Here is a 24692-nt window from a genome sequence, read left to right as displayed (position 1 = left end):
ACATGCTGTCTTTCTTCGACCTGAGCACGCCCGCCAAGCGTTTCCGCCTCGTCGCCGTCGCGGAGGCGATCACCTGGGCGTGGCTGATCGTCGGGATGGTCCTCAAGCGCGTCAACGACGACCCCGAGGCCATCGCACTTCCCGGCGCGACCCACGGTGCCGTCTTCGTGATCTTCGTGATCGTCGCCCTGATCACCGCGTACCAGCTCAAGTGGAACGCCGTGAAGTGGGAGATCCCGCTCGGCGGGCGTCGCATCGGCATCCCGATCGTGACCCTGCTGGCCCTCGTCTCGAGCATCCCGCCCTTCGGCACGATCGTCTTCGAGTGGTGGGTCAAGCGCAACGGCCACCTCGCCGAGCTGTCGGCTGACCCAGCGCCGCGGCAGGCCCCCGCCTGATCCGACCGCCTGATCCGGAGGTAGTCCAGTGATCGTCGCATTCAGCCTCACGCCCTCGGGCGGAACCGCCGTCGACGACGACGGCGGGATGAGTGCGGCGGTCGCGGCCGCCGTCGAGGTGGTCCGTGCCTCCGGGGTCCCGCATCAGACCACGTCGATGTTCACCTACCTCGAGGGCGACTGGGACGAGGTGATGGCGGTCGTCAAAGCCGCCATCGATGCCGTCGCCGCGCATGCGCCGCGGGTGGGTCTGGTGCTCAAGGCCGACATCCGTCCCGGGCACACCGGCGAACTGACGGGGAAGGTCGAGCGGGTGGAGCGTCACCTGGGTTCGGGCTCCTGAGTGCAGGTGCACCTCGCGACCGAACTCCGCCGCTCCCGGCGGGCGGTCGCCACGGTCTTCGCGCTCAACGGTTTCCTCGCCGCCATGTGGGTGGCACACATCCCCGTCATCAGCGAACGCACCGACGTCGGACACGACGAACTGGGCGGTCTGCTGCTGCTTCTCGGCGGTTCCGCGTTCGTCGGGATGCAGGTGTGCGGACCCCTCATCGACCGTTGGGGTTCCAAGCCCTTGACCGTCGGCGGCGCCCTGCTCCTGTCGGGTGTCATCATCACGCCGGTCCTGGCGGTGGACACGTTCACGCTCGGCGCCGCCCTCGCCGCGTTCGGCTTCGCGAACGGGTGCCTCGACGTCTCGATGAACGCCCAGGCGGTCGCGGTCGAACGTGCCTACCGCCGACCGATCATGTCGTCGTTCCACGGGTTCTTCTCGGCGGGCAGCCTCGTCGGTTCCGGCGTGGTCGCCGCGACGCTGTGGGCTGATGTCGGGGTCGTGCCGACCGTCGCGTGTGCGGCGATCGCGGGTTTCGTGGTGGTCGCCGCGGTGGCGCGTCACCTCGCCGGGCACGACCGGACACCCGCGGCGAGCCCCTCCTCGAACACTTCGTCGGACTCCGGCACCGGGGCGTGGTGGCATGGCATCGACCGGCGTCGGCTAGTTCTCCTGGCGGTCGTCGCCTTCGGCTTGATGCTCGCCGAGGGCACCGCCTACGACTGGAGCGCCCTGCACATCGTCGAGAGCCACGGGACCAGCGAGGCGATCGGTGCGATCGCCTTCGGTGCCTTCAGCGCGACCATGACCATCGCGAGATTCGTCATCGACCCGGTGGTGGCCGCGGTAGGTGCGGTCCGTGTGCTCCGGGTCGGCGCACTCGTCGGCATGGCCGGTATGACGATGGCGATCGTCTCCCCGGTACCCGCACTCGCCGTCGCCGGATGGGCGGTCTTCGGACTGGGACTGGCCGGCCTCATCCCGCAGATCTTCACCGCCGCAGGCAACCTCACCGATTCCGCGGGTGGCCGGACGATCTCGATCGTCGTCGGTTGCGGGTATCTCGGCATGCTCGCCGGTCCGGCCGTCGTCGGGTTCATCAGCAGCCGAACGAGTCTCGACACCGGACTGCTCGCCGCTCTGGCCGCACTGTTGCTCGCCGTGTTCTTCGCCGGTGTCGTCCGTCCGCGTGAACGACCGGTGTCCGCGCTGGGCGAACCTCGGTCGTCGAGCCCGGGTGGTCGTGCCACACTAGAGGAGTGACGCGACCAACCAATCGTCAGCAGGCCGCCGCGGCGGCCCGTCAGCAGGCTGCTGCCGCCATGGCCATGACCGGTGCCGTCGATCTCGGCGGAATCAAAGAACGGGCCGAAGCCCAACGCGCTCAGTCGCAGCGGGCCCAGGCCACCCAGCGCGCGCAGGCGCAACCGGATCAGACTCCGGGCGGCGGCACGCCGCCCCCTCCCGCGCCCCCGGCTGCGGCCGGTGCGAGCGTCATCGACGTCACCGAGGAGACCTTCGAGGCCGAGGTCCTCAACCGGTCGATGCAGCAGCTCGTCGTCGTCGACCTCTGGGCCGAATGGTGCGGGCCGTGCAAGCAGCTCTCGCCGGTTCTCGAGCGTCTCGCCGCCGAGTCCGGGGGCCGCTGGGTGCTCGCCAAGGTCGACGTCGACGCCAATCCCCGTATCTCGCAGGCCTTCCGGGTGCAGTCGATCCCGATGGTCGTCGCGATCGTGCAGGGGCAGCCGGTCACCGCGTTCAACGGGGTCCGATCCGAGGCCGAGATCACCGCGTGGATCGACGAGATCTTCGCCCAGGTCGGCAATGCGCTGCCGGACGCCCCCACCGGTGCGGCGCCCGAGCCCGAGCAGACCGATCCGCGCATGCTCGCCGCCGAGGAGAAGCTCAACGACGGCGACTTCGACGGAGCGCTGGCTGCCTACCGCGCCGTCGCGGAGGCCGAACCCGAGAACGTCGAAGCGGTGTCGGCGGCGCGGAACCTCGAGTTCATCCTGCGCGCGCAGGCGCACGACCCGAGCATCGTCGAGACCGCATCACCGCGCGACCTCGACGCCCAGCTGGCGGCCGCGGACGTCCTGCTGTTGTCGCAGCAGCCCGAGGCGGCCTTCGACCGCATCATCGACGTGGTCCGCGTGACCAACGGCGAGGAGCGCACCCGCGCTCGGACGCGGTTGCTCGAGCTGTTCGAGCTTTTCGATCCGGCGGAGCCATTCGTGGTTTCCGCTCGACGGAAGCTGGCCAGCGCGCTCTACTGACCGCAGACCCACCCCTTTTCGCCAAACCCAGCACCCTTTGTGGTGCTGGGTTTGTCCATAAGTGGTGGTTTTACGAGCGGCGGGGTGCCAGCCAGATGGCGGAGTTGGCCGGCAGCATGACCCGGGCCGAGGTGGGGCGGCCGTGGTACGACGGTCCGTCGGCGGTCACCGCTCCCAGGTTGCCGCGGCCGGCGCCGCTGTAGGCGTCGGCGTCGGTGTTGAGGATCTCCTCCCACACCCCGCTCTGCGGCAGCCCGACCTGGTAGTCGACGCGGTCCGAGCCGGAGAAGTTGAAGATGCAGGCGACGACCGACCCGTCTTCCCCGAACCGAAGGAAGCTGATCACGTTGTTCGCGGTGTCGTTGGCGTCGATCCACTCGTAGCCGAGGGGCGTGATGTCCTGGGTGTAGAGCGCAGGAGATGTCCGGTAGATCCGGTTCAGGTCGGTGACCAGCGCCGAGATCCCGGAATGCAGTTCACCCTCCCAGCCCTCGAGCTGATGCCAGTCGAGGCTGCGGTTGTCGGCCCACTCGCCGACCTGCCCGAATTCCTGGCCCATGAACAGCAGTTGCTTGCCGGGATGCGACCACATGTAGGCGAGGTAGACGCGTGCGCCGGCGGCTTTGGTGAAGGAGTCGCCGGGCATCCGCGTCCAGAGCGTGCCCTTGCCGTGGACGACCTCGTCGTGCGACAGCGGCAGCACGAAGTTCTCGCTCCACGCGTACATCAGCGAGAAGGTGATCTCGTGATGGTGGAAGCTGCGATGGATCTGATCTCGCGACAGGTAGTCGAGGCTGTCGTGCATCCAGCCCATGTTCCATTTGAAGCTGAAACCGAGTCCGCCGAGATCGGTCATCCGGGTGACGCCCGGCCAGGCGGTGGATTCCTCGGCGACGGTGATGACGCCGGGGAAGTGCTTGTGGACCGTCGCGTTGGTCTCCTGCAGGAACTGCACCGCCTCGAGGTTCTCTCGGCCACCGTGGATGTTGGGCCGCCACTGTCCGTCGGGGCGTGAGTAGTCGAGGTAGAGCATCGACGCGACGGCGTCGACGCGCAGTCCGTCGATGTGGAACTCGCTGAACCAGAACAGCGCATTGGCGACGAGGAAGTTGCGGACCTCGTGACGGCCGAAGTCGAAGACGTAGGTGCCCCAGTCGAGTTGCTCGCCGCGCATCGGGTCGGCGTGCTCGTAGAGCGGGGTGCCGTCGAAGCGGGCCAGTGCCCACTCGTCCTTGGGGAAATGCGCCGGCACCCAGTCGACAAGCACCGCGATGCCACGCGAATGCAGGTGGTCGACGAGATAGCGGAAGTCGTCGGGGGTTCCGAACCGGGCCGTCGGCGCGTAGTACGACGTCACCTGGTATCCCCAGGAACCGCCGAAGGGATGCTCGGCCACCGGGAGGAACTCGACGTGCGTGAAGCCCTTCTCGACGACGTAGTCGGCGAGCTGATGGGCGAGTTCGCGGTAACCCAGGCCCTCACGCCACGACGCCAGGTGTACCTCGTAGACGCTCATCGGCTCGCGTTCGGGCGAGGAGGCCTCCCGACGCGCGATCCAGGCATCGTCGGACCAGACGTACTGCGACTGCGTGACGACCGACGCGGTCGACGGTGGGGGTGTGGTCCGGTAGGCCATCGGATCGGCCTTGTCGCGGATCACCCCGTCGGCACCGTGCACGCGGAACTTGTAGTGCGCGCCGTCGCCGACGTCGGGGACGAACACCTCCCAGACGCCGCTGACCCCGACCTTGCGCATGGGTGCCACGCGGCCGGTCCACCGGTCGAAGTCCCCGATGACGGCGACACCGTGCGCGTTGGGTGCCCAGACCGAGAACGCGGTGCCGGTGACCTCGCCGTCGGCGGTCGTGTACGAGACGATGCGGGCCCCGAGGGCCTCCCACAGCGCCTCGTGTCGGCCCTCGCTGAACAGGTGGATGTCGATGTCGCCGAGGCTCGGCAGGAATCGGTAGCCGTCGGCGACCACGAACTCGGCGGTGCCGCCGGAACCGTCGGGGTAGACGACCCGATAGCGGTAGTCCATCAGGTCGGCGATCGGGACGGTGACGACCCACAGGTCGTCGGTCTGGCGGGTCATCGGGTGATCGACGCCGCCGATGACCGCGGACACCGACAGCGCGTCGGGTCGCAGGGTGCGCAGGATCGTGGTTCCGCCCGGTGCGTCGTGCGCCCCGAGGAACGCGTGCGGCTCCGGATGGGTCAGCGCGTCGAGGCGGCGCAGGTCGTGATCGTTCGCCTTCGGGTCCGGAAGGGAACCTGCGGCGTCGGCGCCTGCGGGCGGCTCCGGGGCGGTGGGGGACTCGGGATCCTGACGATCGGTCACGGGCACCTCACTGGATTCGGTAGGCGAGTCGCGCGGCGGCGGCGGGATCGAGCGGCGGCAGGGCAAGGATGTGGGCGACCGCGCGCCACGGCTCGAGCCGGACGTAGTTGTCCTGCCCCCACCAGTACTCCTCCCCGGACACCTCGTCGCGGACCGAGAAGTGGTCGTACCACTCGAATCCGAGTTTGGGCAGATCGAGCCACACGGTCGATTCCTCGGCGGCGTACGGGTTGAGATTGATGACCACCACGACGCGGTCGCCGGTCACCGGATCGACCTTCGAGTAGGCGATGAGCGACGGGTTGTCGACGTGGTGGAAGTGGATGTTCCGCAGCTGCTGCAGGGCGGGGTGCCGGCGGCGGATCTCGTTGAGCGAGGTGATCCACGGTTCCAGCGACTCACCGCGGCTCGTCGCCGCCTTGTAGTCGCGCGGGCGCAGCTCGTACTTCTCGGAGTCCAGGTATTCCTCGCTGCCCTCGGCGACCGCGACGTGCTCGTAGAGTTCGTAGCCGCTGTAGACACCCCAGGTCGGGGCGAGGGTCGCGGCCAGGGCGGCGCGCAGCGCGAACATGCCCGGGCCGCCGTGCTGCAGGCTCTCGTGGAGGATGTCCGGGGTGTTGACGAACAGGTTGGGGCGCGCCTCGTCGGCGTGCTCGGCCAGCTCACGACCGAACTGCTCGAGTTCCCACTTCTCCGTCTTCCAGGTGAAGTACGTGTAGGACTGGGTGAACCCGAGACGGGCGAGCCCGTACAGGCGCGCCGGCCGGGTGAACGACTCGGACAGGAACAGCACGTCCGGGTTCCGCTTCTTGACCTCGCTGATCAGCCACTCCCAGAAGTTCGGCGGCTTGGTGTGCGGGTTGTCGACGCGGAAGATGTTGACGCCCAGGCCGACCCAGTGCAGGACCACCTTCAGCACCGCGCGGTAGATGCCGTTGCGGTCGTCGTCGAAGTTGAGCGGGTAGATGTCCTGGTACTTCTTCGGCGGGTTCTCCGCGTAGGCGATCGTGCCGTCGGGCTGGATGAAGAACCAGTCGGGGTGTTCGGTCGCCCAGGGGTGGTCGGGTGCGCACTGCAGGGCGAGGTCGAGGGCGACCTCGAGGCCCAGTTCCCGGGCGCGCCCGACGAAGTACTCGAAGTCCTCCTCGGACCCGAGCTGAGGGTGGATCGCGTCGTGGCCGCCGTCTCTCGACCCGATGGCCCATGGCGAGCCGACGTCGTCCGGCCCGGCGACGAGCGTGTTGTTGCGGCCCTTGCGGTTGACCTCGCCGATGGGATGGATCGGCGGGAGGTAGACGACGTCGAAGCCCATCCCGGCGATGCGAGGGAGGTCTTCGGCGGCGGTGAGGAAGGTGCCGTGCACCGGGTTGCCCTCGCCGTCCCAGCCGCCGGTGGAGCGGGGGAAGAACTCGTACCAGGACCCGAAGAGAGCGCGTGTGCGGTCGACCCACACGCGGTAGGTGCGGCTCTTGGTGACCAGCTCGCGGACCGGGTTGTCGTGGAGCAGTTCGACGACCTCCTCGGAGATCGCCAGGCTCACCCGGTTCTCGACCCGGCGGCGTCGGGCGCGGAGCAGACGTACGGCGTCGAGCAGGAGTTCGCGGTTCTCGTCGACGATGTCCTCGGCGGCGCGCTCGAGGATGCGGGCGCCGATCTCGAGGTCGTTGGCCAGGTCTGCGGCGCCCTGACCGGCGTCGAGTTTCTTGGTGACCGCCGACCGCCAGGTGGTGTACGGGTCGCTCCAGGCCTCGATGCGGTACGACCAGAACCCGACAGCGTCGGGGACGAACGCGGCGTTGAACGTGTCCGGTTCGGGCGCCGGCGTCATGCGGATGTCGAGGGTTCCGCGCTGCGGTGCCTCGATGTGCACGGTGACGCCGATCGCGTCGTGACCTTCGCGCCATGCAGTGGCGCTGACCGGGAAGAACTCTCCCACAACGGCTTTCGCGGGCTGTTGCCCTGCGGAGACGAGGGGTGCGATGTCATCGATACCCATGCGCCCGATCACTCGAAGCCTCCTCTCGTCAGCTCCTGCGACTGGCCAGGGTGCGTTGTCGGTCTCGCCTGCGTTGGTATCACCGCTACCCAACCTAGTGCCCCGCGTAGCCGATTGTCTTGTCGTACGCGGTCCTCGTGTCGGGTGGCTCCTCGCGGGCCGATCAGCCCACCGGGCGTGGTGCCGCGGTGAGTCGGCTGAGCGCCGAGCGGACGACCGCGGGGTCGGTGGTCCGCCACATCGGCGGCAGCGAGGCGAGTAGATAACCCCCGTAACCCGCCGTGGCCAGGCGGGAGTCGAGCACCGCGACGACGCCGCGGTCGTCGACCGAACGCAGCAATCGGCCCGCACCCTGCGCGAGCAGCAGCGCCGCATGGTTGGCCGCGACGGACAGGAAGCCGTTGCCGCCCCGGGCGTCGACCGCGCGTTGCCGGGCGGTCAGCAGGGGATCGTCGGGGCGGGGGAACGGGATGCGGTCGATGAGCACCAGGCTCAGCGAGGGGCCGGGCACGTCGACGCCCTGCCACAGCGACAGCGTGCCGAACAGGCACGTCTCGGGGTCCTCGGCGAAGCGTTTGACCAGCGTCGAGGTGGTGTCGTCGCCCTGGCACAGCACCGGGTACTCACAGCGCTCGCGGATGGCCTCGGCCGCCTCGCGGGCGGCCCGCATCGACGAGAAGAGTCCCAGCGTGCGACCCCCGGCGGCGTCGACGAGCTGGGCGATCTCGTCCATCGTGCGTGGCGCGATGCCCGAACGGTCGGGACGGGGCAGGTGCCGGGCGACATAGAGGATCGACGACTTCGGGTAGTCGAAGGGGGAGCCGGCGTCGAGGCCCGTCCAGCGCGCCGAACCCGTGTCGGAGGGCACCGCCTTGCCGCTGGCGGTGATGTTGCGCGAGGCCGCCGGATCGGTGGTCGGGTCGTCGCCCGGCTCGTCGGCGGCGGGACGATCGGTGCCGCGTCCGGAGTCGGGCAGGCCCCATGTCGCGGCCAGGGCGTCGAAGGAGCCGCCGATCGTCAGGGTCGCTGAGGTCAGGACGACCGTCGAGTTGGAGAACAGCGACGCCCGCAGGAGGCCGCCGACCGACAGCGGCGCGACGTGCAACACCGGCCGGGGTTCGGCACCCCGCCGGGAGGTGTCGAGGCCGACCCACACCACGTCACGCCGTTTGGACTCGTCGGGTTCGTCGAAGGCACCGAGGACGCGCACGACCGTGTCGTGCATGTCCTCGAGCGAGGTGAGGGCCGCCGAGCGCGCCGCGACCGCGCCGTCGTCGCCGACTCCGGGTGCGCGCGCCGGCCCGATCGCGGTCCGGGTCTGCCACAGTCGGTCACGCAACATGACCAGCACGGAGGTTGCGTCGGGAGGCAGCTGCGTCCACTGCGTCTTCGGGGCGGTCTCCAGGAGCTCGCCGAGTTGCTCACCGGCGCCGAGGAGCGCATCGGCCGTCTCCTCGTCGACGAGTTTGCCCACGCGTCGGGAGACGAGTGCGATCGAGGACGTGGACAGTTCGTCGGTGGCCACCGAGGTCATCCGGTCCACGAGTTCGTGGGCCTCGTCGATGATCACGACGTCGTGTTCGGGGAGCACGTTCGCCGGGCTTGTCGCATTGATGGCCAGCAACGCGTGGTTGGTGACCACCACGTCGACCTTGCCGGACTGTCGACGGGCCTGCTCGGCGAAGCAGTCCTCGCCGTACGAACAGTTCGCGGCGCCGAGGCACTCGCGCGCGGACACGCTGACCTGGCGCCAGGCACGGTCGGCGACACCGGGGACGAGGTCGTCGCGGTCGCCGGTCTCGGTGTCGCTGCTCCACTCCCGCAACCGGGTGACCTCGCGTCCGGTGCGGGACAGTTCGAACGGATCGAACAGCTCGGTGTCCGGCTCGTCGGCTGTTCCCGAGTGGATTTTGTTGAGGCACAGATAGTTTCCGCGTCCCTTGAGGATCGCGAAGGTCGGCTTGCGGCCGATCGGCTTGGCGAGGGCCCCGGCGAGACGGGGGAGGTCGCGTTCGATCAGCTGCCGCTGCAGCGCGATGGTCGCCGTCGACACCACGACGGTCCGGCCGGTCTCCACGGCGTGCCGGATCGCCGGTACGAGATACGCGAGCGACTTTCCGGTACCCGTGCCGGCCTGCACGGCGAGATGCTCGCCGGTGTCGATGGCGTGTGCGACGGCGGAGGCCATCGCGACCTGACCGTCGCGTCGACGGCCGCCGAGCGCGGAGACCGCGGTGTCGAGCAGTTCGGTCACCGGGGGAGTGTTCGGCATGTGGTGTTCCGGGGTCCTCGTTCGAGATGGGCGAGCTGGGTGTGTGGTTTCAGACGGATCCGCGGCCTCTGCGGTTCCCTCGGGGGGACTAACCCGTGCCGTACGAGCCGTCGTAGAGCAGATCGCCCACGAGTTCGACCCCGGCCTCACGCATGCTCGACAGCGCGTCGGACGTGCTCTCCGTACCGACACCCGCGGTGAAGTTGAGCAGCACCCGGGTCGTGAAGCCCGCCTTCACCGCGTCGAGTGCGGTGGCGAGGACGCAGTGATCGGTGGTCAGGCCTGCGATGTCGATTGACGAGATCTTGTGGTCGCGCAGCCATTGTTCGAGGGTGGTCCCGTCCTCGGCGACCCCCTCGAAACCGGAGTACGCGGCGTCGTATTCGCCTTTGGAGAAGACCTCTTGCGCTGCGGCGGAATCGAATTCGGGGTGGAATGCGACGCCGTCGGTGCCGACCACGCAATGCGGCGGCCAGGTGTCGACATAGTCGGGCTCGTCGGAGAAGTGCGCGCCCGGATCGATGTGGTGGTCGCGCGTCGCGACGACGGTCCGGTACTCGTCGAGGATCTTGGTGATCGCCCGGGCGACGGCGGCACCGCCGTTGACCGCGAGGGAGCCGCCCTCACAGAAGTCGTTCTGGACGTCGACGACGACCAACGCGTCGGCCGGCTTGGTGCCGTCGCTGCGTTCGCTGCTCATCAGGTACTCCCTGGCGGATCGAAGGGTGTGCTCGTCAGCCGAGCTGGTAGCGGGTCGGCACCGCCGGGTCTCCGTGCGAGAGGCCGAGGCCCTCCCACGGCAGACTCACCAGCCCTGCCGCGAGGTGGGCACGCGCGTCGGTCAGCGATGGCAGCGATGCCACCGGCTCCCCGCCGCGGACCAGCGCGATCTGCAGATCCCGGAGGTGGAGACCGCCGTCGGCCTCGGGGCGCGGCCCGTCGGCTCGGTAGACGATCTCCTCCACGATCGTCCCACTGCCCCGTGCGGCCCGCACGGCCGCCTTGGCCCCGCCGCGCGATTCCTTGTGGCTCGACCGCTTGGCGACGGGCAGGCCGTCGACCTCGACGAGCTTGTAGACCATACCCGCGGTCGGTGCGCCGCTACCGGTGACCAGCGCGGTCCCGACCCCGTAGCTGTCCACCGGCTCGGCGCGCAGCGAGGCGATCGCGTACTCGTCGAGGTCGCCGGAAACCACGATCTTGGTGTTCGTCGCGCCGAGGTCGTCGAGTTGCGTGCGGACCTGACGCGCGAGCACGCCGAGATCGCCGGAGTCGATGCGCACCGCGCCGAGTCCGGGGCCGGCGACCTCGATCGCGTTCCGCACGCCCTGGGTGATGTCGTAGGTGTCGACCAGCAGTGTGGTGTCGATGCCGAGCGCCTCGATCTGTGCGGCGAAGGCGGCTTTCTCGTCGGGGCCGTCGGGCCCGGTGAAGCCGAGGGTGAAGGCATGGGCGGCGGTGCCCGCGCTGGGCACCCCGAACCGACGATTCGCCTCGAGGTTCGACGTCGCGGCGACACCGGCGAGGTAGGCGGCGCGGGCACTGGCGACGGCGGCGCGCTCGTGGGTGCGCCGGGAGCCCATCTCGATGATCGGGCGGGACCCGGCTGCGCTCACCATTCGGGCGGCGGCCGAGGCGATGGCGCTGTCGTGGTTGAGGATCGACAGGATCAGCGTCTCGAGGAGGACCGCCTCGGCGAAGGACGCCCGGACGGTGAGGATCGGGGACCCCGGGAAGTAAAGCTCACCCTCGCGGTAGCCGTCGATGTCGCCGGAGAAGCGGTAGTCGCGTAGCCACGCGACGGTCTCGGCGTCGAGGAACTGCTCCACGACGGCGATCTCCTCGTCGCCGAAACGGAACTCGGCGAGCTCGGCGAGGACACGTCCGGTACCCGCAACGACGCCGTACCGACGACCGTCGGGGAGCCGGCGGGCGAACACCTCGAACACGCACGGCCGGTGCGCGACCGGGTGTCGGAGAGCCGCCGCGACCATGGTCAGTTCGTACTGGTCGGTCAGCAGCGCGGTGTTGTCGATGCTCACTATCGCGTTACCCTTGTCCTCATGGCGCCTGACGAAACTCGTGCGCACGAGGCTACCCCCGGCGGTACCGCGGTTGCCGAACCCGCAGTGGCCGACGGCGCGGCGGATCTCGACAAACCCTGGATGACCGTCGTGTGGGACGACCCCGTCAACCTGATGCGGTATGTGACCTTCGTCTTCCAGAAGATCTTCGGCTACTCGGAGTCGCACGCCAATCAGCTCATGATGCAGGTGCACACCGAAGGCAAGGCCGTCGTCTCCAGCGGCGATCGGGACAAGGTCGAGGGAGACGTGCGCAAACTGCACGCGGCCGGCCTGTGGGCCACCATGCAGCGCGATTCATGACCGGGCCCGAGATGTTGCGGCTCGGGTTCGGACCGTCCTCGTACCGGGATGACCCGACGGTGGGGGGACACTGAGGCGTGCGCACCTGGAAACGCAAAGGCCGCGGCGAGGCGATCCGGATCGTCTCCCAGCTCGACTCGCACGAGGCCGAGTTGCTCGCGTCGCTGGTCTCGTCGATGTGTGAGCTCCTCACCGAACGTGCCGACACCGCGCCGAGTGATGCGCTGTCGGAGGTCACCGGCATCCGCGTCGGCCACTCCGATGCGCCGGACGATGCCACCCTCGGTCGTCTGCTGCCGGACTTCCACCGGCCGGATCAGGACGAGGAACTCTCCGCGGAAGTGGTCAACGGCCGGCTCAACTCGGCGCTGCGGAGCGTGAACGAGCCGAAGATCATCGACGCCAAACTCGGTGCGGCACAAACGCTTCTCGGCACGCTTCCGGACGGGGGTGGCGACCTCGCGCTCACCGTCGACGAGGCGACCGCCTGGCTCACCGCGCTCAACGACGTCCGTCTCGCGCTCGGGGCGATGCTCGGCATCTCCGAGGACACCCCGGATCGGTTGCCGCCCGACCATCCGCACGCCGCCCATCTCGACGTCTACCACTGGCTGACCGTGATGCAGGATCTGCTCGTCGAAGCGGTGATGTGACCTACAGTTCTCCGGTGTGACCACCATCGGACGACCCGCCCGCCCGGGGGACCGCATCACCGACGTCGCCGGGATCACCGTCGGGCACCGGCACCGTGTCGACACCGACGCCGCGGTCGCCGGAACCGCCGACGCACCTGACGGCCACGGCTGGGCCACCGGCACAACAGTCGTCAGGATCTCGGGGCCGGGCGCGATCGCGGCGGTCGACGTGCGCGGCGGAGGCCCGGGCACCCGGGAGACCGACCTGCTCGATCCGTCGAACACCGTGCAGACCGCGCACGCCATCGTGCTCAGCGGCGGCAGCGCCTATGGCCTCGCGGCGGCCGACGGTGCGATGCGCGCGCTCGAGGCCGAGGGCGTCGGACTGCCCATGGACACCAGGGGACACGTGGTGCCCATCGTCCCGGCGGCGGTCATCTTCGATCTGCCGGTCGGCGCGTGGGATCACCGGCCCGACGCCGACTTCGGAGCCGAGGCCGTCCGTGCGGCCGCGGTCGACTTCGCCGTCGGCAGTGTCGGGGCCGGCGCCGGTGCGCGTGCCGGTGCACTCAAGGGTGGCGTCGGCACCGCGTCGGTGAGGATCGAGAGCGGTCCGGCAGCCGGCATCACCGTCGGTGCGCTGATGGTCGCCAACCCGGTCGGCGCGGTCATCGACCCGAAGACCGGGCTGCCGTGGGACCTCGGCGAGGACGAACTGGCCGAACTGGGCCTGAGAAGTCCCGAGGCCGCCGACATCGCGTACCTGACCGAGCTCGCGGAGAAACACACCGTTCTGAACACGACGATCGGGGTCGTCGCCACCGATGCCGCGCTCGATGCGGCGATGACCCGCCGCATCGCCATGGCCGGACACGACGGTCTCGGCCGGGCCATCCGCCCGGCCCACTCGCCGCTCGACGGTGACACCATCTTCGCCGTCGCAACCGGCGCGGTGCGACCGGAGCCGAGCGACCCGGCGACCGCCTCGCCGCCCGGGATGCACGCGGACGCGGCGATCATCGCCGAGGTGTCCCGATGTGCGGCCGATGTCGTCCAGCGGGCGATCGTGAATGCTGTGCTGGCCGCCGAGTCGGTGGCCTCGATACCGACATACGCCCAAGCCGCGCCGTCGGCGTTCGCCTGAATCGCGGGCCCCGGCCTGCCCCTCGGTGACGCCGGTCATAACCACATCAGGAATAGCCGTTCGCGGTCCGGCGTTCCCTCTCGGGACATGCGCGACGACCGGTCGCCGATCCGACGTGTCCGTACGGGCCACGCGTCTGCGAAGGAGAACGGGACAGCGATGCTGAAGATCGATCAGGAACTCGTCGACGCGATGGTCGCGCACGCCCGCGCCGATCATCCCGACGAGGCGTGCGGCGTGATCGCCGGGCCGGAGGGTTCCGACGACCCGCAGCGGTTCATCCCGATGATCAACGCCGAACGGTCGCCCACGTTCTACCGGTTCGATTCCGCCGAGCAGCTGTCCGTGTGGCGCGAGATGGATCGCCGCGACGAGGAACCGGTGGTGATCTACCACTCGCACACCGCGACCGAGGCCTACCCGAGCCGCACCGACATCTCCTACGCCGGCGAGCCCGGCGCCCACTATGTGCTGGTGTCCACCCGGGACCCGGAGACCGCCGAGATCCGTAGCTATCGCATCGTCGACGGCACGGTCACCGAAGAAGAGATCGAGATCAGGAGCTGAATATGCCAGTCACCGTGTCCATCCCGACGATCCTGCGGACCCACACCGGCGGCGCCAAGCGCGTCGAGGGTTCCGGGACCACGCTCTCCGCACTGATCGACGACCTCGAGTCGGGCAACCCCGGACTCAAGGAGCGACTCGTCGCGGACGGAAAACTCCACCGCTTCGTCAACATCTACGTCAACGACGAGGACGTCCGGTTCTCCGGCGGTCTCGACACCTCCATCGACGACGGTGACGAGGTGACCATCCTGCCTGCGGTCGCCGGCGGCTGCTGAGCGTGGCACGCTACGACTCACTCATCGACTCGGTCGGCAACACACCGCTGATCGGGCTCCAGAGACTGTCCCCGCGCTGGGACGAGACGGCCGACGGACCGCACGTCCGACTCTGGGCCAAACTCGAGGACCGCAACCCGACCGGTTCCATCAAGGACCGGCCGGCGCTGCGCATGATCGAGCAGGCCGAACGTGACGGGCTGCTGCACGCGGGCTCGACGATCCTCGAACCGACCAGTGGCAACACCGGGATCTCGCTGGCCATGGCCGCGAAACTCAAGGGCTACCAGCTGATCTGCGTGATGCCGGAGAACACTTCCGAGGAGCGTCGTTCGCTGCTGCGCATGTTCGGTGCCAAGGTGATCTCCTCGCCGGCCGCCGGCGGGTCCAACACCGCAGTCGCCGTGGCCAAGAAGCTGGCGTCGGAGAACCCCGATTGGGTGATGCTCTACCAGTACGGCAACCAGGCGAACGTCGCCGCCCACTACGAGGGAACCGGCCCCGAGCTCTACGCCGATCTGCCGGAGATCACGCATTTCGTCGCGGGCCTGGGCACCACCGGGACGCTCATGGGCGTCGGACGTTTTCTGCGCGAACGCAGTCCGGACATCGAGATCGTCGCGGCCGAACCGCGCTACGGCGACGAGGTGTACGGCCTACGCAACATCGACGAGGGCTTCATCCCGGAGCTCTACGACGACTCGGTGCTCACCCGCCGGTTCTCGGTGACCGGCGTCGACGCGGTCGCCCGCGTCCGTGAGCTGATCGACCTCGAGGGCATCTTCGCGGGCATCTCCACCGGCGCGATCCTGCAGGCCGCGCGCGGCATCGGGCGTCGGGCCCTGAAGGCGGGCGTCCGCGCCGACATCGGCTTCGTGGTGCCCGACGCGGGATGGAAGTATCTCTCGACCGGAGTCTACGAAGGTAGCCTGGACGACGCGGAGCAGGCACTCGAAGGTCAGCTCTGGGCGTGACCGGCCCGCCGGAACGCCACCCGAAGAGTCGAGACCCGAAGAGAAACTGGCCATGACGTCGTACACCCCACCGGTCGGGCAGCAGCAGGAGCCGCGGCGCTCCCGCCCGCTCTGGCTGCGCTCGCTGATCACCACCGTGTGCATCATCGCGGTGCTGTTCGTCATCGAGCTGATCGACGCGGCCACCCGATACGATCTCGACTCCAACGGGATCGAACCCCGCCAGGTCGACGGCCTCGACGGCATCCTCTGGGCGCCGATGTTGCACGCCGACTGGGAGCACCTGTTCGCCAATCTCATGCCCGGTGCGGTGCTCTGCTTCCTGGTCCTGATGACGCAGCGGTTTCTCATCGTCACCGGCATCATCTGGGTGATCTCCGGGGTGGGGGTGTGGCTGTTCGCCGCGCCCTACTCGATCACGGTCGGCGCGTCGGGCATCATCTTCGGCTGGCTCACCTTCCTCATCGTGCGCGGCCTGTTCAACCGCGATCTGTGGCAGATCCTCGGCGGCGTCGTGCTCCTCCTGATCTACGGCTCGATCCTGTGGGGCGTGCTGCCGACCAACCCCGTCGTCTCCTGGCAGGCACATCTGTTCGGCGCGATCGCCGGCGTGCTGGCCGCCTGGTTCCTCGCCTCGCGCGACCGCAAAGGCAAGCAGCGCACCGCGACCCCGGGGGTGGCGTCATAACCGCCTCACCCAACGTGCCCGTCTGGACCTCCGATCCCGAGGCGCCGATCGGGATCTTCGACTCCGGCGTCGGCGGACTGACCGTGGCTCGCGCCGTCATGGACCTGTTGCCCGACGAGGACATCGTCTACATCGGCGACACCGCGAACGGACCGTACGGTCCGCTGACGATCCCCGAGATCCGCAAGCACGCGCTCGCGATCGGCGACGATCTGGCCGAGCGCGGCGTCAAGGCGATCGTCATCGCCTGCAACACGGCGTCCGCCGCCTGCCTGCGTGACGCCCGGGAGCGCTACGCGCCGATCCCGGTGGTCGAGGTCGTGCTCCCCGCGGTACGTCGCGCAGTGGTCGCCACGAAGAACGGCCGGATCGGCGTGCTCGGCACCGAGGCCACCATCTCCTCACGCGCGTACCAGGATTCGTTCGCTGCGGCCCGCGACGCGGTGATCACCGCCGTGCCGTGCCCGCGCTTCGTCGACTTCGTCGAACGCGGGATCACCAGCGGCCGCCAGATCCTCGGTCTGGCAGAGGGGTACCTCGAACCACTCCAGGAGGCCGGCGTCGACACGGTCGTGCTCGGTTGCACGCATTACCCGTTGCTGACGGGCGTCCTGCAGCTCGCGATGGGCGACGAGGTGACGCTCGTGTCGAGTGCGGAGGAGACGGCGAAAGACCTCTACCGCGTCCTCACCGAGTCCGACCTGCTGCATCCGCACACCGGTCGGGAGGCGTCGCGCGTCTTCCAGGCGACCGGCGACCCGGAGATGTTCGCCAAGCTGTCGCGGCGCTTCCTCGGACCCGTCGTCGGTGCTGTCCAGCACCTTTAGCGGACTCGGGCAATCTTCGCCGCCCACTTGTGACCCGGTAACCCGACAGCAACTCGCGCGGGCATGGCACAGTAGGGCGTATGCGTCTCACGGTCCTCGGATGTTCGGGCAGTGTGGGCGGACCGGGGGCGGCGTGCTCCGGCTACCTGCTCTCTGTCCCCGGCGAACAGCCGGTGCTGGTGGATTGCGGACCGGGTGTCTTCGGAGAACTGCAACGGGTGACCGATCCCTGCGGGGTCTCGGTGGTCCTGAGCCATCTCCATGCCGATCACTGCCTGGATCTGCCCGCGATGTTGGTGTGGCGCCGGTATGCGCCCTCGGCGGCGACGGAACGCGCGCCCCTCTACGGGCCACCGGGGACCGCCCTGCGGATCGGCCACGGCTCGTCGGAGTATCCCGGCCAGGTCGACGACATCTCCGACACCTTCGACGTCCACGAGTGGCGGGACGGGGTCGAGATCACCCTGGGCGGCATGCGGATCAAGTCGGTGAAGGTCAATCATCCTCCGCAGACCTACGGACTGCGCATCACCGGACCGGAAGGGCAGGTCATCGCCTACAGCGGTGACACCGCTCCCTGCGACGAACTCATCGATCTCGCCGCCGACGCCGACCTGTTCCTGTGCGAGGCGTCGTGGACCCACGCCCCGTCGGAACGTCCGCCGGACCTGCACATGTCCGGGATCGAGGCAGGGGAGGCCGCGACCAAGGCCAATGTGCGCGCGCTCGCGATCACCCACGTCGCCCCGTGGACCGATTCCGCGGAGATCCTCGCCGAGGCCCGCAGCACGTTCTCGGGGCCGGTCGACCTCATGCGTCAGGGACAGGTCATCGATCTGGCCTAGCGGTGGGTCACATGCCGTCCGACCACGGTCGTTACAGTTGGAGCCGTGACCACACGAGCTGACGGCCGAGCCGACGACGAACTGCGTCCCATCTCCTTCACCCGTGGCTTCACCAGCCATCCCGCGGGATCGGTGCTGGTGGAGTCCGGACAGACCCGCGTGATGTGCACCGCGAGTGTCACCGAGGGCGTCCCGCCGTGGCGTCGTGGATCGGGTCTGGGCTGGCTCACCGCCGAGTACTCGATGCTCCCGGCGGCCACCCACGAGCGGAACAAGCGCGAATCGGTCAAGGGCAAGATCGGCGGCCGGACCCACGAGATCAGCCGGCTCGTCGGCCGTTCCCTGCGGGCGTGCATCGACCTCGCGGCACTCGGTGAGAACACCATCGCGCTCGACTGCGACGTCCTGCAGGCCGACGGCGGTACCCGCACCGCGGCGATCACCGGCGCGTACGTGGCCCTCGCCGACGCGGTGACCTACCTGCGTGCCGCCGGTAAACTGTCCGACCCGCAACCGCTTTCGTGTGCGATCGCCGCGGTGAGTGTGGGCGTCGTCGACGGCCGGGTGCGTCTGGACCTGCCGTACGAAGAGGATTCGCGGGCCGAGGTCGACATGAACGTCGTCGCCACCGACGCCGGCACCCTCGTCGAGGTACAGGGCACCGGTGAGGGCGCGACCTTCGCACGGTCGACGCTCGACGCGCTGCTCGACGTCGCCGCGATCGGCACCCAGAAGCTCTTCGAGGCCCAGCGGGCCGTGCTCGCCGAGCCGTACCCGGGTCAGTTGCCGGGCAACGCCTGATGTCGAAGGTCCTGCTCGCGAGCCGCAATCGCAAGAAGCTCGCCGAGCTGCAGCGCGTCGTCGACGCCGCCGGGATCACCGGCCTGGAGATCCTCGGCCTCGACGCCGTGCCCGAATACCCGGAGGAGCCCGAGGACGGCGCCACCTTCGAGGAGAACGCACTGATCAAGGCGCGGTCGGGTGCACGCGCCACCGGATTGCCCTGTCTCGCGGATGATTCCGGGATCTCGGTGGACGCGCTGAACGGGATGCCCGGTGTCCTGTCGGCGCGCTGGTCGGGTGCGCACGGCGACGATCCGGCGAACAACGCGCTGCTGCTGGCGCAACTGTCCGACACCCCGGACGAACGACGCGGCGCCGCGTTCGTGTCGGCGTGCGCGCTGGTGCTGCCGGACGGGACTGAGACGGTTGTGCGCGGGGAGTGGCGCGGGACGGTGCTGCGCGCGGAGCGCGGACCGAACGGCTTCGGTTACGACCCGCTCTTCGCACCCGACGACGAGCTCGCGGCCGGCCGGTCGTCGGCCGAACTCACCCCGGAGGAGAAGGACTCGCTGAGCCACCGCGGCAAGGCTCTGGCTCAGCTCGTACCGGCGCTGCGGGAGCTGGCCAACAGCTGACGGGTACCGCGCCAAAAACCACCCCTGAGATCCGCCCTGTGGAGCGCTGCCGCTGACATATCGTCACTCGGTCGCTCCTGGAGGGCTGATCCCAGGGGTGGTTTTGAGCCGGCCTCGCTCAGAGGTTGAATTGCGCCTTCACTTCCTGGGTGCGCTTGTGCTCGAACCAGAAGGACAGGAACGGGATGGTGCCGGCGATCGCGGTGATGATCGTCTTGCCCGCGGGCCAGCGAACCTTGATCGCCAGGTCGATCGCCATGATCAGGTAGACGAAGTAGACCCAGCCGTGGACGATCGGCACGAAGTCGAGTGCCTTGTTGTCGAAGCCGTACGCCAGGATCAGCTCGGCGACGAGGAGCAGCAGCCAGATACCGGTGATCCAGGCCAGGACGCGGTACCTCAACAGGGCCCCACGGACCTTCTCCACCGGAGCGGTGGGAGCGGAAGCGGTGGATGCGGTCTCGGTCACTGCGGGCCTTTCGATGACGGGGCGTCGGGGGTGTCTGCCGATCTGAGTTCGGCCAGGTAGCGGTTGTATTCGATGAGCGCAGCGTCCTTGACCGGGTCGGGATCGTTGGCGAGCGACGCCGCGCTCGGCGTCGTCGGGCGCTCGGGGAGGATGCCCTCGGGGATCTCGGCCGCGGCACGGGCGTCCGCGGCGGCCTTTCGCGCTTCCTCCGGGTCGCTCTCGAGGACGACGAAGCGCCGGTAGGCGTAGATGACCGCGACCGCGAAGGCCGGCCACTGCAGCGCATAGCCGAGGTTCTGGCCGCTGCCGGAGGCCGACTCGAAGCGGGACCACTGCCACCAGGCGAGGATCAGACACGCCACCGCGGCGACCACGGTCAGCACCACGAGCGCCGGCCGATGCGTGCGACGGGGGGATGAGGACATACCTTTCAAGGTACCTGGCCTGCGGTGATCAAAACCCGGCCGGTAGGGTGGTCGCGGTTACAGTGCGGAGCCCGGTTCGATGCCGGGGCCGCACCGAGCGCGAGTGGCGGAATTGGCAGACGCGCTGGATTTAGGTTCCAGTGTCTACGGACGTGGGGGTTCAAGTCCCCCCTCGCGCACCGGATTTCGTAGAAGTTGTGCGCCCATGGCGCACATTCCTTCTACGAAACGCTCAGCAGTTCGACGGCGTCGTCGTCGGCGAAGACGATGTCGTGGTCGTCGGTCGAGATCGCCCAGCGCCGCAGGCGGGCGGTGTGATCCTCGTCAATACGCGCCTCGACGGTTTGGTCGCCGGGAGCGAGGTCGGCGAAGTCGTCGACGATCTCGCCCTCTCGTGTGGTGCCGTCCTCGAGGGTGACGCGAACGCGCGACGACACGTGCAGACCCTCGAGGTCCGCGGCGTCGGCGAGATCTTCGTGGGTCTCGGCCTCCACGGGCTTGTCGAGGACTTCCTCGTCGACCGGGGCTTCCTCCACCGGGGCCGCATCGTCGACGGCGGCGGTTTCCTCGACGGCGACGTCCTCGGCGGCAACGTCCTCGGCGGAGTCTTCTGCAGCGGGCTCGTCGGCGGTGGCCTCTTCGGTGGCGACCTCTTCACCAGCGAGCTCATCGGGGCTGAGCTCGACCGTGGCGTCCTCGTCATCCAGGGCCTCGACCTCGACCGTCGCGTCCTCGTCGGCAGCCTGCAGATCGGTGTCTACGGCGTCGTTCTCCGTGTCCACCGCGTCGCTCTCGCGATCGGCGCCGCTCTCCGGTGCGCTCATGGCGTTGCCGTCCTTCCGGTCAGGGAGTGTGATCTCCGGGCGACCGGACGCACCGAAGTGGCACGTTTGACCCGGTCGTAGGGGTGATCATACTGAAGCGGAGGGTTGTCATCCCGAATGGGACCGAATCGTTGCCACCTCGGGATTGTCGTCCCGAGTTGTTCGGTGGGGGCGCCTCGGCTCCGAACGCCGACGGTCCGCGAGACTCCACCGGCGAACCTCGCTTCGACCTGCAGACTTCGGTCGACGTCTGCAGGTCGGGTCGAGGTTCGCCGGTCACCAGGCGCGCCCCGCTGTCTGTCGGGGCCGCATGAAACGATGCCCGGGTGAGACGTCGGACGGTGCTGCCGGGGATCGGAATGGTTGTTGTCCTCGGCGTCCTCGCAGCACTCGGTCTGCTTCGGTCGGAATCGTCTCCGGAGACAGCACCCGCCCCGGGTACGGCTTCGGGTCCGTCACTTCCGTTCTCGACACCGACACCGACACCGTTCTCGACACCGACGCCGACGCCGACGAGCCAACACCTCGCCGACCTCGACTCGCTGCCGGTGAAGGGCCGGGCGCCCAAGACGGGATACTCGCGTTCGGAGTTCGGCACGGCCTGGGACGATGCGGTCGATGTGCAGTTCGGGCGCAACGGTTGTCGGACGCGGGAGGACATCCTGCGCCGTGACCTCGTCGACGTCACCCTGCACACCGATGGGTGCCGCGTGCTGTCGGGCACCCTCGTCGACGCCTACTCCGGCACAACGGTGCGGTTCACCCGTGGCCAGGACACGTCGGCGCTCGTCCAGATCGACCACGTCGTCGCCCTGGCGGACGCCTGGCAGAAGGGGGCGGCGCAATGGGATGGGCGTCGCCGTCTGGAGTTCGCCAACGACCCGAGGAACCTGCAGGCGGTCGACGGAACGGTGAACCAGCGCAAGGGAGCCGGCGATGCGGCCACCTGGCTACCCCCGAACAAGGCCTATCGGTGCACCTACGTCAGCCGCCAGATCGAGGTGAAGAAGGCCTACGGACTCTGGGTCACCGCGGCGGAGCGCGACGCGATGGCCCGGGTGCTGTCCGACTGCTGACGACGAGGGACGGCGCGATCCCGGTCGGTCGAGATGAGTAGCCTCAGGTGCGTGACGGCGCAACATTCTTCCCCTCATCCACTGAGCGACGACTCCGTCGTCGACGCCCTGGGTGCCGACCTCCGCGCCGGGGCCTACACGACCGATGGTGTCACCGAACTCCTCGGTGAAGAGGTCCATGCGGCCCTGCTGCGCGGTGTGTGGTGGCCGGCGCTGGCCGCTACCGCGGAGGAGCAGCGCGACGGCGACGAGAACGAATCGCGACTCGCCACCCTCATCAGGCTCTTCCTCCTCGGCTCGGATGAACCCGAAAACCTCGTCGCACAGGCGTTTCCGACGGCCGGCGTCGACGCACTCATCGACCAGGGTGTCCTGGCCCGGCTCGACGACGGGGCGATCCGCGCGAGCCTCGACATCCGACCGCACGCCGACGAGACCCACGACTTCCTCGTCGTCGCCGACCAGGATGCCGCCATGCGACCGGGTCCCGTCGCCCACGACCATGTACTCGGCATCGGTGGGGCGTCGATGTCGCTTGCGCGCGCGATCATTCGTGAACCCGCACGGCGCGCCCTCGACATCGGCACCGGCTGCGGCATCCAGGCGCTGCACCTGAACTCGCACTGCGACGAGATCGTCGCCACCGACACCAACGAGCGGGCACTGGCGCTGGCCCGGGCGACCGCACGTCTCAACGGGATGTCGTGGGATCTGCGCGCGGGCAGCATGTTCGAACCCGTGGCGGGGGAGCGTTTCGACCTCATCGTCTCCAACCCGCCGTTCGTCGTCGGGACCGGCAGCCAGGACTACATCTACCGCGACTCGGGCGTCGTCGGAGATGCGCTGTGCGAGCAGCTCATCCGCGAATTGCCCGCGTATCTGAATCCGGGCGGCACCGCCCAGATTCTCGCCAACTGGATCATCACCGACGGTGCGGACTGGCGTGAGCGGGTGGCCGGCTGGCTGGACGGGACCGGTCTCGATGCCTGGGTCGTCCAGCGCGAAGCGGCCGACCCGATCAGTTATGTGTCCCTGTGGCTCTCCGACGCCGGCGAGGACGAGCAGGCCGCTGCTCGGCGCGGGGAGCAGTGGCTGGAGTGGTTCGACGACAACGACATCGTCGCGATCGGTATGGGTTCGATCACGGTCCGGGCGCCTGAAGCGGGGGAGGACCGGGGACCCGACGTCGTCCTCGAGGAGATCACGGGCGCAGGCGAAGAGGTCACGGGTCCCGAGGCGCAGGCCTTCCTGGCCCGCCGTCGGTACCTGCGCGAGACCTCCGACGCCGACCTGCTGGACAAGCGGCTGTCGATCGCACCGGTGATGCTCGAGGAGCATTCGCTTCCCGGCGAGGACGGTTGGCAACAGGTCGGTGCCGCCGTGCGCCGCCCCGGAGGCCCGGCCGCGGTCCTCGGAGTCGACGAGGTGTCCCGAGCGCTACTGGCCGGATGCCGCGGGCAGGTTCCCCTGCAGACCCTGATCGAGTTGCTTGCCGGATTCCACGGCGTCGACGCCGAGGCGCTGGCCACCGCCGCACTGCCGGTGGTCCGGGAGGCCATCGGCCGCGGAATCCTCTACGAGGCGAACTGAGTACGAGGCGAACCGAGGGTCGGCGGTCACATCCGCGCGAACCGGGTGAGCCAGTAGCAGTACACGCCGTACCCGGCGATACCGATCGCGGCCAGGATCATCAGCACCTGCCCGGCGGGCAGGCCGGAGAGCGACTTGACCGTGCCGTCGAGTCCGCTCGCCTTCGACGGATCAGTGGTCGCCACCGCGACGAGTACGAGGATGCCGGTGCCGATCAGCACCAGGCCCTTGCCGCAGTAGCCGATCACCCCCGCGATGGTTGCCGCGCGGTCGCCGGAGGCTGCTCCGGACCGCGATGATGCGGGGGAGTCGGAGGTCGTGCGACCGATCGGCGGTTTGAGGTCCTCGAGGAAGTTGCGGCTCGCGCCCTTGTACACGTGATAGACGCCGACGCCTATGATGATCAGCCCGGCGACCACCACGACGAACTTACCTCCGCCGGATTGCATCAGGCGTGCGGTGAGTCCGGCGTTCTGCTCCCCGCTCGACTGGCCGCTGCCCATCGCGAAACGCACCGCAGTCCAGGTGAACCCGACGTAGACGACGGCGAGGGACAGGGCCTTCCCGCGGTCCAGCCAGTCCTGCGCGCCGTCGTTCTCGCGGCCGGATTCGGTGGGATGAGGCCCGACGATGGCCTCGGCGATGCGCCAGAGAGCCAGCCCGACGAATGCGACGGCCGCGATCCAGAGGACGAGCCGGCCGCCGGGGTTCCCCGCGAAGATCCCCAGGGCGCCGGACTGATCGGCATTGCCCTCGTCGCCGAAGGCGAGTCGCACGATGATGTAGGCGATGAGCAGGTGGAGGAGTCCGCTGACGGCGTGCCCGGCACGCGCCACCCGCTCGAACCACGGACTGTCGGTGGCGCGGTCGACCGCACCGGTGACCGGGTTGCCTGACATCGTCGCCGCCTCTCGCCGGTTGTCATCGA

General features: G+C 69.0%; 26 protein-coding genes and 1 tRNA gene. 18 read left to right on the top strand and 9 right to left on the bottom strand.

All coding sequences use genetic code 11. The features are described 5' to 3' along the window. Positions 1 to 2: 2 nt before the first annotated feature. Genes OK17_RS00440 through OK17_RS00425 form a run of 4 tightly spaced genes read left to right on the top strand, consistent with a single transcriptional unit; the run spans position 3 to position 3008 of the window. Entirely contained in the window at positions 3 to 398 is a 396-nt protein-coding gene (locus OK17_RS00440; RefSeq protein ID WP_232718207.1) for a DUF3817 domain-containing protein, read from the top strand. Positions 399 to 426: 28 nt separating this feature from the next. After that, positions 427 to 741: a thiamine-binding protein gene (locus OK17_RS00435; protein ID WP_232718208.1), complete on the top strand. Its 315-nt coding sequence runs from the start codon at positions 427 to 429 to the stop codon at positions 739 to 741. Next, complete coding sequence (locus OK17_RS00430) at positions 742 to 1995, top strand: MFS transporter (protein WP_232718209.1); 1254 nt, start codon at positions 742 to 744, stop codon at positions 1993 to 1995. 59 nt (positions 1996 to 2054) lie between these two features. After that, positions 2055 to 3008: a tetratricopeptide repeat protein gene (locus OK17_RS00425; protein ID WP_461416346.1), complete on the top strand. Its 954-nt coding sequence runs from the start codon at positions 2055 to 2057 to the stop codon at positions 3006 to 3008. Between the two features lie 70 nt (positions 3009 to 3078). On the opposite strand, the gene glgB is transcribed toward OK17_RS00425, so the two are convergent. The 5 genes from glgB to OK17_RS00400 all read right to left on the bottom strand — a co-directional run bounded on the left by glgB (position 3079) and on the right by OK17_RS00400 (position 11659). Further along, complete coding sequence (gene glgB, locus OK17_RS00420; protein WP_461416343.1) at positions 3079 to 5355, bottom strand: 1,4-alpha-glucan branching protein GlgB; 2277 nt, start codon at positions 5353 to 5355, stop codon at positions 3079 to 3081. A 1-nt stretch (position 5356) separates the two neighbouring features. Beyond that, positions 5357 to 7357 (bottom strand): maltotransferase domain-containing protein, encoded by a 2001-nt coding sequence (locus OK17_RS00415; protein ID WP_461416342.1) that lies wholly within the window; start codon positions 7355 to 7357, stop codon positions 5357 to 5359. 151 nt (positions 7358 to 7508) lie between these two features. Continuing rightward, the gene (locus OK17_RS00410; protein ID WP_461416341.1) at positions 7509 to 9617 is read right to left on the bottom strand and encodes an ATP-dependent DNA helicase; all 2109 of its coding nucleotides are present in this window, start codon (positions 9615 to 9617) and stop codon (positions 7509 to 7511) included. An 88-nt stretch (positions 9618 to 9705) separates the two neighbouring features. Next, the gene (locus tag OK17_RS00405; RefSeq protein ID WP_461416340.1) at positions 9706 to 10317 is read right to left on the bottom strand and encodes an isochorismatase family protein; all 612 of its coding nucleotides are present in this window, start codon (positions 10315 to 10317) and stop codon (positions 9706 to 9708) included. A gap of 34 nt (positions 10318 to 10351) precedes the next feature. Then, positions 10352 to 11659 carry a nicotinate phosphoribosyltransferase gene (locus OK17_RS00400; protein WP_461416339.1) on the bottom strand — a complete coding sequence of 436 codons (1308 nt, stop codon included), beginning with the start codon at positions 11657 to 11659 and terminating at the stop codon, positions 10352 to 10354. Between the two features lie 21 nt (positions 11660 to 11680). On the opposite strand from OK17_RS00400, the gene clpS reads away from it, so the two are divergent. The 11 genes from clpS (at position 11681) to rdgB (ending at position 19380) form a co-directional block, all read left to right on the top strand. Then, entirely contained in the window at positions 11681 to 12004 is a 324-nt protein-coding gene (clpS, locus tag OK17_RS00395) for an ATP-dependent Clp protease adapter ClpS (protein WP_040536833.1), read from the top strand. A gap of 77 nt (positions 12005 to 12081) precedes the next feature. Beyond that, a complete protein-coding gene (aosR, locus tag OK17_RS00390) occupies positions 12082 to 12657 on the top strand; it encodes an oxidative stress transcriptional regulator AosR (protein ID WP_232718215.1) in 576 nt (191 codons plus the stop codon). A 16-nt stretch (positions 12658 to 12673) separates the two neighbouring features. Continuing rightward, positions 12674 to 13783, top strand: coding sequence for a P1 family peptidase (locus tag OK17_RS00385; RefSeq protein WP_232718216.1), 1110 nt, complete (start codon positions 12674 to 12676; stop codon positions 13781 to 13783). A 159-nt stretch (positions 13784 to 13942) separates the two neighbouring features. Beyond that, positions 13943 to 14350 (top strand): M67 family metallopeptidase, encoded by a 408-nt coding sequence (locus tag OK17_RS00380; RefSeq protein ID WP_006868081.1) that lies wholly within the window; start codon positions 13943 to 13945, stop codon positions 14348 to 14350. A 2-nt stretch (positions 14351 to 14352) separates the two neighbouring features. Continuing rightward, entirely contained in the window at positions 14353 to 14628 is a 276-nt protein-coding gene (locus OK17_RS00375) for a MoaD/ThiS family protein (RefSeq protein WP_006868082.1), read from the top strand. Positions 14629 to 14630: 2 nt separating this feature from the next. Continuing rightward, positions 14631 to 15602: a PLP-dependent cysteine synthase family protein gene (locus OK17_RS00370; RefSeq protein ID WP_232719297.1), complete on the top strand. Its 972-nt coding sequence runs from the start codon at positions 14631 to 14633 to the stop codon at positions 15600 to 15602. A 52-nt stretch (positions 15603 to 15654) separates the two neighbouring features. Further along, the gene (locus OK17_RS00365; RefSeq protein ID WP_232719298.1) at positions 15655 to 16290 is read left to right on the top strand and encodes a rhomboid family intramembrane serine protease; all 636 of its coding nucleotides are present in this window, start codon (positions 15655 to 15657) and stop codon (positions 16288 to 16290) included. A 14-nt stretch (positions 16291 to 16304) separates the two neighbouring features. Then, complete coding sequence (murI, locus tag OK17_RS00360; RefSeq protein WP_232719299.1) at positions 16305 to 17117, top strand: glutamate racemase; 813 nt, start codon at positions 16305 to 16307, stop codon at positions 17115 to 17117. 80 nt (positions 17118 to 17197) lie between these two features. Next, the gene (locus OK17_RS00355) at positions 17198 to 17962 is read left to right on the top strand and encodes a cyclic nucleotide-degrading phosphodiesterase (RefSeq protein WP_232719300.1); all 765 of its coding nucleotides are present in this window, start codon (positions 17198 to 17200) and stop codon (positions 17960 to 17962) included. A gap of 45 nt (positions 17963 to 18007) precedes the next feature. After that, positions 18008 to 18763, top strand: a complete 756-nt coding sequence (gene rph, locus OK17_RS00350; protein ID WP_461416338.1) for a ribonuclease PH — start codon at positions 18008 to 18010, stop codon at positions 18761 to 18763. Further along, positions 18763 to 19380, top strand: coding sequence for an RdgB/HAM1 family non-canonical purine NTP pyrophosphatase (gene rdgB / locus OK17_RS00345; protein ID WP_006868088.1), 618 nt, complete (start codon positions 18763 to 18765; stop codon positions 19378 to 19380). The genes rph and rdgB overlap by 1 nt, the downstream gene beginning before the upstream one ends. Positions 19381 to 19498: 118 nt before the next feature. On the opposite strand, the gene OK17_RS00340 is transcribed toward rdgB, so the two are convergent. Together OK17_RS00340 and OK17_RS00335 are read right to left on the bottom strand one after the other, a co-directional pair. Continuing rightward, positions 19499 to 19849 (bottom strand): DUF3817 domain-containing protein, encoded by a 351-nt coding sequence (locus OK17_RS00340; protein ID WP_006868089.1) that lies wholly within the window; start codon positions 19847 to 19849, stop codon positions 19499 to 19501. Further along, on the bottom strand, positions 19846 to 20274 hold the full coding sequence (locus tag OK17_RS00335) for a glucitol operon activator (protein ID WP_040536835.1): 429 nt from the start codon (positions 20272 to 20274) through the stop codon (positions 19846 to 19848). Before OK17_RS00335 ends, OK17_RS00340 begins: the two co-directional genes overlap by 4 nt. A gap of 97 nt (positions 20275 to 20371) precedes the next feature. Between OK17_RS00335 and OK17_RS00330 the strand changes: the two genes are divergently transcribed. Continuing rightward, a tRNA-Leu gene (locus OK17_RS00330) sits at positions 20372 to 20453 on the top strand. A gap of 42 nt (positions 20454 to 20495) precedes the next feature. Here OK17_RS00330 and OK17_RS00325 read toward each other — a convergent pair. Continuing rightward, complete coding sequence (locus OK17_RS00325) at positions 20496 to 21098, bottom strand: hypothetical protein (RefSeq protein ID WP_461416337.1); 603 nt, start codon at positions 21096 to 21098, stop codon at positions 20496 to 20498. Positions 21099 to 21424: 326 nt separating this feature from the next. On the opposite strand from OK17_RS00325, the gene OK17_RS00320 reads away from it, so the two are divergent. After that, on the top strand, positions 21425 to 22174 hold the full coding sequence (locus OK17_RS00320) for an HNH endonuclease family protein (RefSeq protein WP_308196034.1): 750 nt from the start codon (positions 21425 to 21427) through the stop codon (positions 22172 to 22174). 33 nt (positions 22175 to 22207) lie between these two features. After that, positions 22208 to 23764 (top strand): DUF7782 domain-containing protein, encoded by a 1557-nt coding sequence (locus OK17_RS00315; protein WP_232719302.1) that lies wholly within the window; start codon positions 22208 to 22210, stop codon positions 23762 to 23764. 26 nt (positions 23765 to 23790) lie between these two features. Here the strand turns inward: OK17_RS00315 and OK17_RS00310 are convergent, their stop codons facing one another. Then, positions 23791 to 24663: a DUF1206 domain-containing protein gene (locus OK17_RS00310; RefSeq protein WP_154883663.1), complete on the bottom strand. Its 873-nt coding sequence runs from the start codon at positions 24661 to 24663 to the stop codon at positions 23791 to 23793. Between the last annotated feature and the right edge of the window lie 29 nt (positions 24664 to 24692).

The sequence above is a fragment of the Gordonia sp. GN26 genome (genome assembly GCF_054823965.1).
The sequence above is the reverse complement of the archived record's forward strand: the minus strand, read 5'-3'. Positions and strand labels throughout refer to the sequence as shown.

Bases quoted from the DNA above. Each gene is read 5' to 3' on its own strand.
- OK17_RS00440 (WP_232718207.1), top strand. From the start codon at position 3: ATGCTGTCTTTCTTCGACCTGAGCACGCCCGCCAAGCGTTTCCGCCTC.
- OK17_RS00425 (WP_461416346.1), top strand. From the start codon at position 2,055: ATGGCCATGACCGGTGCCGTCGATCTCGGCGGAATCAAAGAACGGGCC.
- OK17_RS00410 (WP_461416341.1), bottom strand. From the start codon at position 9,617: ATGCCGAACACTCCCCCGGTGACCGAACTGCTCGACACCGCGGTCTCC.
- OK17_RS00405 (WP_461416340.1), bottom strand. From the start codon at position 10,317: ATGAGCAGCGAACGCAGCGACGGCACCAAGCCGGCCGACGCGTTGGTC.
- clpS (WP_040536833.1), top strand. From the start codon at position 11,681: ATGGCGCCTGACGAAACTCGTGCGCACGAGGCTACCCCCGGCGGTACC.
- OK17_RS00380 (WP_006868081.1), top strand. From the start codon at position 13,943: ATGCTGAAGATCGATCAGGAACTCGTCGACGCGATGGTCGCGCACGCC.
- OK17_RS00375 (WP_006868082.1), top strand. From the start codon at position 14,353: ATGCCAGTCACCGTGTCCATCCCGACGATCCTGCGGACCCACACCGGC.
- OK17_RS00365 (WP_232719298.1), top strand. From the start codon at position 15,655: ATGACGTCGTACACCCCACCGGTCGGGCAGCAGCAGGAGCCGCGGCGC.
- OK17_RS00355 (WP_232719300.1), top strand. From the start codon at position 17,198: ATGCGTCTCACGGTCCTCGGATGTTCGGGCAGTGTGGGCGGACCGGGG.
- rdgB (WP_006868088.1), top strand. From the start codon at position 18,763: ATGTCGAAGGTCCTGCTCGCGAGCCGCAATCGCAAGAAGCTCGCCGAG.
- OK17_RS00335 (WP_040536835.1), bottom strand. From the start codon at position 20,274: ATGTCCTCATCCCCCCGTCGCACGCATCGGCCGGCGCTCGTGGTGCTG.
- OK17_RS00325 (WP_461416337.1), bottom strand. From the start codon at position 21,098: ATGAGCGCACCGGAGAGCGGCGCCGATCGCGAGAGCGACGCGGTGGAC.
- OK17_RS00315 (WP_232719302.1), top strand. From the start codon at position 22,208: ATGAGTAGCCTCAGGTGCGTGACGGCGCAACATTCTTCCCCTCATCCA.
- OK17_RS00310 (WP_154883663.1), bottom strand. From the start codon at position 24,663: ATGTCAGGCAACCCGGTCACCGGTGCGGTCGACCGCGCCACCGACAGT.